Here is a 6,099-nt window from a genome sequence, read left to right as displayed (position 1 = left end):
GCAGACGCCGAGGATCGGCACCGCCCCCGACAGCTCCCGGATCGCCGGCAGGGAGATGCCGGCCTCCGCCGGGGTGCAGGGGCCGGGCGAGACCACCAGGGCCTCGGGGGCCAGCGCCCGGATGCCGGCGACGTCCAGGGCGTCGTTGCGCACGACCCGGACCTCCTCGCCCAGCTCCTCCAGGTAGCGGACGACGTTGAAGACGAAGGAATCGTAGTTGTCGAGGACGAGGATCATGTGAAGGCCTCGAAGACGCGGGCGGCCTTGGCGAGGGTCTCGTCGTATTCCGGGCCGGGCTCCGACAGCAGGGTCACCCCGCCCCCGGCCTGCAGGACCGCCTGTCGGTCGTCCATGAACACCGTGCGGATCGCGATCGCGGTATCGAGCGCCCCGTCGAAGCCGATCCGGCCGATGGCGCCGCAATAGAGTTCCCGGGCGTCGCCCTCGATCTCGGTGATGATGTCCATGGCGCGGATCTTCGGGGCGCCGGTGATCGAGCCCCCCGGGAAGGTCCCTTCCAGGAGGTCGAGGGCGTCGAGCCCGTCGCGGAGCTCTCCGGTCACCACCGACACCAGATGGTGGACGTTGGCGTAGGTCTCCAGGCCGCAGAGCGTCGGCACGGCGACGCTGCCTGGCGCGCAGACCCGGGACAGATCGTTGCGCAGCAGGTCGACGATCATGACGTTCTCGGCCCGCTCCTTGACGCTGGCCTGGAGCGCCTCGGCCGCCGCCCGGTCGGCCGCTGGGTCGGCCGCTGGGTCGTCCGAGGGGTTATCCGCGCGGCGGGCGGTGCCCTTGATCGGCCGGGTCTCCACGTGACGGCCGTCGAGGCGGATGAACCGCTCGGGCGAGGACGAGGCGACGGTCAGGCCCTCCAACTCCAGATAGGCGCCGAAGGTCGCCGGGTTGGTGGCGCGCAGCCGCCGGTAGAGGGCGAACGGATCGAAGCCGGCCGGAAGATCGGCGGTGAAACGCTGGGCGATGTTGGCTTGGTAGATGTCGCCCGCCCGGATGTAGGCGCGGACCTTTTCGACAGCCTCTTCATAGGTTTGTCGGTCGAAGTTCGAGCGCCATGTGAGCGGCTCCGGCGCTCCGGCGGCGGCCGCGCTCGGGATCTCCGCGCCGCCGAGCAAGTCGGCGAATCGGGCGAGCCGCGCCTCCGCGCGGGCCTGCCGCTGGGCCGGTGCGGTCTCCGGGAACCCCGTAGCGACGAGCCGGCAGGTGCCCGCGGCGTGATCGATCACCAGGGCCGTGTCGTAGAAGTTCAGGGCGATGTCGTCGGTGAGCCCCGCCCGCCGGGCCGGCGGCGCCACCCGTTCCAGCGATGCCCCGAGGTCATAGGCCAGATAGCCGATCGCCCCGCCGGGGAAGGGTTCTTCGGCGTCCGGTTCGATCCGGTACGGCGCGAGGCACGCCCGCAGAGCCGCGAAGGGACCGCCCGGCACTGGATTTCCGTCGAGGGTCGCCCGCCCGTCGCGGTAGCGGAAGCGTGCGAACGGCTCGGCGGCCACGATCGAATGGCGACCCAGGGAGTCGTGCCGCATGGCACTGTCGAGGAAGGCGAGCCCGGGCAGGGCGCGCAGCCGGGCCGCCGCCGCGACGGGATCGATGAAGGGGATCTCTCGGGTCCACATGACCGGGTTCGGGCTGTTGTCCTGGGCGAGGGCGGGGCAGATCCTGTCACGCTGCCGTCGCACAGGCGATGCCGCGGGGGAAGCGGCAGTTGCACGCAGGGACCGCCCCGGGGGGCAGACAGGGCGTGCTTCCGACGCAGACCGCGTCCCCGCGGCTTCATGTGGGATGTCAGGGCAGGCGCGCAAAGTCCTGGTCAAACAGCCAGGTTTCCGGTTCTGCGTCAGCGGCGCGCGCCGGTCCGGTCACCCCTGCGGCGGCCGGTCTCGCGCGGCGGCGCGGGAGCTTGTATAGGAACCGCGATCCCGAATTCCCGTCCTCGCGCTTCGGGCGACCGATCCTCGGTTGCCCGCGCCGGGCCTGTCCGACCCGAATGCCATGACCGCCACGCCTGCTCCCCGCGGCCCCGCTCCCGGAGCCGAATCCAAAATCACGGCCCCCAAGATCTCGTTCGTGTCGCTGGGCTGCCCGAAGGCGCTGGTCGATTCCGAGCGGATCCTCACCCACCTGCGCGCCGAGGGCTACGAGCTGGCCCGCCGGCACGACGGCGCCGACGTGGTGATCGTCAACACCTGCGGCTTCCTCGATTCGGCCAAGGCGGAGTCGCTCTCGGCCATCGGCGAGGCCATGGCGGAGAACGGCCGGGTGATCGTCACCGGCTGCATGGGCGCGCAGCCGGAGGAGATCCGCGAGAAGTATCCGGATCTCCTGGCGGTGACCGGGCCGCAGGCCTACGAGTCGGTGGTGGCCGCCGTCCACGAGGCGGTGCCGCCGGCCCACGACCCGTTCCTCGACCTCGTGCCGCCGCAGGGGATCAAGCTCACCCCGCGCCACTACGCCTACCTGAAGATCTCGGAGGGGTGCAGCAACCGCTGCAGCTTCTGCATCATCCCGTCCCTGCGCGGGAACCTCGTGAGCCGCCCCGCCGCCGACGTGCTGCGCGAGGCCGAGAAGCTGGTGAAGGCCGGCGTGAAGGAGCTGCTCGTCGTCTCGCAGGACACCAGCGCCTACGGCGTCGACATCCGCTACGCCGAGAGCCCGTGGCGCGACCGGCAGGTCCGGGCCAAGTTCTACGACCTGACCAAGGAGCTCGGCGAGCTCGGGGCCTGGGTGCGGCTCCACTACGTCTACCCCTACCCGCACGTGGACGAGGTCATCCCGCTGATGGCCGAGGGCAAGGTGCTCCCCTACCTCGACATGCCGCTCCAGCACGCGAGCCCGTCGGTGCTCAAGCGCATGCGCCGGCCCGGCAACCAGGAGCGCCAGCTCGACCGGATCCGGAGCTGGCGGCAGACCTGCCCGGACCTCGCGATCCGCTCGACCTTCATCGTCGGCTTCCCCGGCGAGACCGAGGCCGAGTTCGAGGAGTTGCTGGCCTGGCTGCAGGAGGCCAAGCTCGATCGGGTCGGCTGCTTCGAGTACGAGCCGGTGGCGGGCGCCACCGCCAACGCGCTCGGCGACCTCGTGCCGCCGGCGGTGAAGGCCGAGCGCAAGCGCCGGTTCATGGAGACGCAGAACGGCATCGCGCTGCGGCTGCAGCGCGCCAAGGTCGGCAAGCGGCTGCCGATCATCGTCGATGCCGTCGAGGGCGGGGTCGCCCGGGGCCGGTCCAAGGCCGACGCGCCGGAGATCGACGGCACCGTCCACGCCGCCTTCCGGCGCCCGGTGCGGGTCGGCGACATCGTCACCGTGAAGATCGACCGGGCCGAGGCCTACGACCTCTACGGCAGCGTGGCGTAAGGCTATTCCCGTCTTCGCTGCGCTCGCGATGACGGGCGCGGGCCGGACTCCTGTTGAAGCCCTCTCCGACGCGGCTTGACCCCGCTGGCCCACCGCGGTCTTTGGAACAGAGCAGGAACTCACCGCGGATCTCCGAGGCGGCGATGGATCCGGAGGTCGCGCTCCGCAAGATCATCCACATCGACATGGACGCGTTCTACGCCTCCGTGGAGCAGCGCGACGACCCGTCCCTGCGCGGCAAGCCCCTGGCGGTGGGCGGCTCGCGGGAGCGGGGCGTCGTGGCGGCGGCGAGCTACGAGGCGCGCAAGTTCGGCGTGCGCTCGGCCATGCCGTCGGCCACGGCCCGGCGGCTCTGCCCGGACCTGCTGTTCGTGAAGCCGCGCTTCGAGGTCTACCGGGCGGTCTCGGAGGAGATCCGCGCGGTCTTCGCCCGGCACACGCCGCTCATCGAGCCGGTGGCCCTCGACGAGGCCTATCTCGATGTCACCGAGAACCTCCTGGGCCTGCCGACGGCGACGGCCGTGGCGAAGGCGATCCGGGCCGAGATCCTGGAGCGCACCGGGCTCGTGGCCTCGGCCGGGGTCTCGTACAACAAGTTCCTCGCCAAGGTGGCGTCCGACCACAGGAAGCCGAACGCCCTGTTCGTCATCACCCCCGCCATGGGGCCGGACTTCGTGGCCGAACTGCCGATCGGCCGGTTCCACGGCGTCGGTCCGGTCACCGAGGCGAAGATGAAGCGGCTCGGGATCGAGACCGGGGCGGATCTCCGCGCCTGGACGCCGGAGCGCCTGCGCGAGACCTTCGGCTCCGCGGGCGCCTACTACCACGCGGTCGCCCGGGGGATCGACGAGCGGCCGGTCCGCGCCCACCGGGTGCGCAAGTCGATCGGGGCGGAGACCACCTTCTCGGAGGATACGGCGGCCTTCGAGGTCCTGGCCGCCCGGCTGGCGCCGCTGTTCGACAAGGTCTGGGCGGGGGCCGAGGCCAAGGGGATGCGCGCCCGGACCGTGACCCTGAAACTGAAGTTCTCGGATTTCGCCCAGGTTACCCGGGCGAAATCGCTCACCGTTCCCGTGGCCGACCGGGCCAATCTGGAGCGGATCGGCCTCGACCTGCTCGCCGGCCTGTTCCCCCTGCGGCGCAGCGCGCGGCTGATCGGGGTGTCGCTGTCGGGCTTCGCGCAGGACGCGCCCGAGGCGCCGCTCCAGCTCGGGCTGGCGCTCTGACGGGGCGCCCCGTCGCGGGGCGGCGCCCCGTCGCGGGGCCCTGTCGCGGAGCGCCGTCGCGCGGCCCGCGCTGATGCGACGCGGGATCGTCGTGCGGTCGCGCACGCCGGGCCCGCGCGGCCGCCCCCACATGGGATCCATCCGGCGCGGACCGGCATTCGCCGGGACCGCGCGCACCGAAGGGTCCGTCCCATGTCGAAGCCCGCCGTCCTGGCCCTGTTCGCCGCGCTCCTGCTGACCGTCCCGGTGGGCGCCGCCCGCGCCGACGGCACCGCCGCCTTCGGGGCCGCCAACGCGGCGCAGCTCCTGGGCTACACCGCGAGCCCCGCCCAGCTCTACGTCCCGGCGGGCGGCCCGTCCGCCGGGTTCGCGACCGGGCCGGCGCCGCAGCGGCCGAAGCCGCCGGCCCGCGCCCGCTGACCGGGATCGCCCGGGCCGGGCCGGCCCGGGCGTGCCGTCACGCCGGCTCGGTCAGGCGTTCTTGCGCGGCCGGTGGTCCGGGTCGACGCCGCCGTCGCGCTTCGTCTCGTTGTCGACGTCGCCCTCGAAGGTGGAATCCGCCTGCAGATCCGCCGGGTCGGCGCCGCTCATCCCCTTCGACGTGCCGATCCCGGGATTGCCCTTGAGGTCGGCGTCCGTCGGCGTGTCGGTCTTCGGGTGCTTGCCTGACATGCTGGCTCCTGACTGGCATCCTGCCGGATGCCGATGTCGGGCCAACGCGTTGGGGCGGGGGCGGTCTCCCGCGCGGCATGCGGCGGTTCGCCTCCCGCGCCCCGCGGCGCTCAGCCGATCTGCGCCGCCGCGATCCGGCGGACGCCCGCCGCCTCCATCCGCGCCCAGGCCTGCGCCAGCGACCCGTCCACGTCGATCCCGCGCACCGCATCCTCCACCACGAGGACCTCGAAGCCGGCGTCGCGGGCGTCGAGCGCGCTCCAGGCGACGCAGAAATCGGTGGCGAGGCCGCACACGGCGACGCGGGTGATGCCGCGCTCCCTGAGCGCCCCCGCGAGGCCCGTGCGCGTGGCCCGGTCGGCTTCCAGGAAGGCCGAGTAGCTGTCGACCCGGGGATCCAGCCCCTTGCGCACCACCAGGCTCGCCCGGTCGGTGGCGAGCCCCGGCGCGAAGGCGGCCCCGCGGCTGCCCTGGACGCAGTGCCGGGGCCACAGCACCTGCGGCCCGTAGGGCAGCACGATGGTCTCGAACGGCGCCCGACCGGGATGGGTCTCGGCGAAGGAGACGTGATCCGCCGGGTGCCAGTCCTGCATCAGCACCACATGCCGGAAGCGGTGCTGGAGCGCGTTGATCGGCTCGACCACCGCGTCGCCCCCCGGGACGGGGAGCGCCCCGCCCGGCAGGAAATCGACCTGCACGTCGACGACGAGGAGCAGGTCGGCGTTGCCGGGCGTCACGGTCGCGGGCCTCAGGGCAGCATCACGATCGAGCCGGTGGTCTCCCAGCCCGCGAGGTCGCGGTGGACCTGCTGCGCCTCGGGCAGCGGGTA

General features: G+C 72.8%; 6 protein-coding genes and 1 pseudogene. 3 read left to right on the top strand and 4 right to left on the bottom strand.

The features are described from left to right. Positions 1 to 237, bottom strand: a pseudogene (locus tag I53_RS11485) (glutamine amidotransferase); the annotation flags it as partial. Further along, positions 234 to 1,634 (bottom strand): aminodeoxychorismate synthase component I, encoded by a 1,401-nt coding sequence (gene pabB, locus I53_RS11480; RefSeq protein ID WP_043350674.1) that lies wholly within the window; start codon positions 1,632 to 1,634, stop codon positions 234 to 236. The pseudogene I53_RS11485 and the gene pabB, both read right to left, overlap by 4 nt. 376 nt (positions 1,635 to 2,010) lie before the next feature. Between pabB and rimO the strand changes: the two genes are divergently transcribed. The 3 genes from rimO (at position 2,011) to I53_RS11465 (ending at position 5,018) form a co-directional block, all read left to right on the top strand. Beyond that, positions 2,011 to 3,372 (top strand): 30S ribosomal protein S12 methylthiotransferase RimO, encoded by a 1,362-nt coding sequence (rimO, locus tag I53_RS11475; protein WP_043350679.1) that lies wholly within the window; start codon positions 2,011 to 2,013, stop codon positions 3,370 to 3,372. A gap of 143 nt (positions 3,373 to 3,515) precedes the next feature. Next, a complete protein-coding gene (dinB, locus tag I53_RS11470; RefSeq protein WP_043350672.1) occupies positions 3,516 to 4,598 on the top strand; it encodes a DNA polymerase IV in 1,083 nt (360 codons plus the stop codon). Between the two features lie 192 nt (positions 4,599 to 4,790). Continuing rightward, entirely contained in the window at positions 4,791 to 5,018 is a 228-nt protein-coding gene (locus I53_RS11465; RefSeq protein ID WP_043350671.1) for a hypothetical protein, read from the top strand. A 51-nt stretch (positions 5,019 to 5,069) separates the two neighbouring features. Here I53_RS11465 and I53_RS11460 read toward each other — a convergent pair whose 3' ends face one another. Beyond that, on the bottom strand, positions 5,070 to 5,270 hold the full coding sequence (locus tag I53_RS11460) for a hypothetical protein (protein WP_043350668.1): 201 nt from the start codon (positions 5,268 to 5,270) through the stop codon (positions 5,070 to 5,072). Between the two features lie 110 nt (positions 5,271 to 5,380). Beyond that, positions 5,381 to 6,007, bottom strand: a complete 627-nt coding sequence (gene pncA / locus I53_RS11455; protein ID WP_043350665.1) for a bifunctional nicotinamidase/pyrazinamidase — start codon at positions 6,005 to 6,007, stop codon at positions 5,381 to 5,383. Positions 6,008 to 6,099 lie beyond the last annotated feature (92 nt).

Source organism: Methylobacterium sp. B1, from assembly GCF_000333255.1.
In the GTDB taxonomy this organism is placed as follows: domain Bacteria; phylum Pseudomonadota; class Alphaproteobacteria; order Rhizobiales; family Beijerinckiaceae; genus Methylobacterium; species Methylobacterium fujisawaense.
The sequence above is the reverse complement of the archived record's forward strand: the minus strand, read 5'-3'. Positions and strand labels throughout refer to the sequence as shown.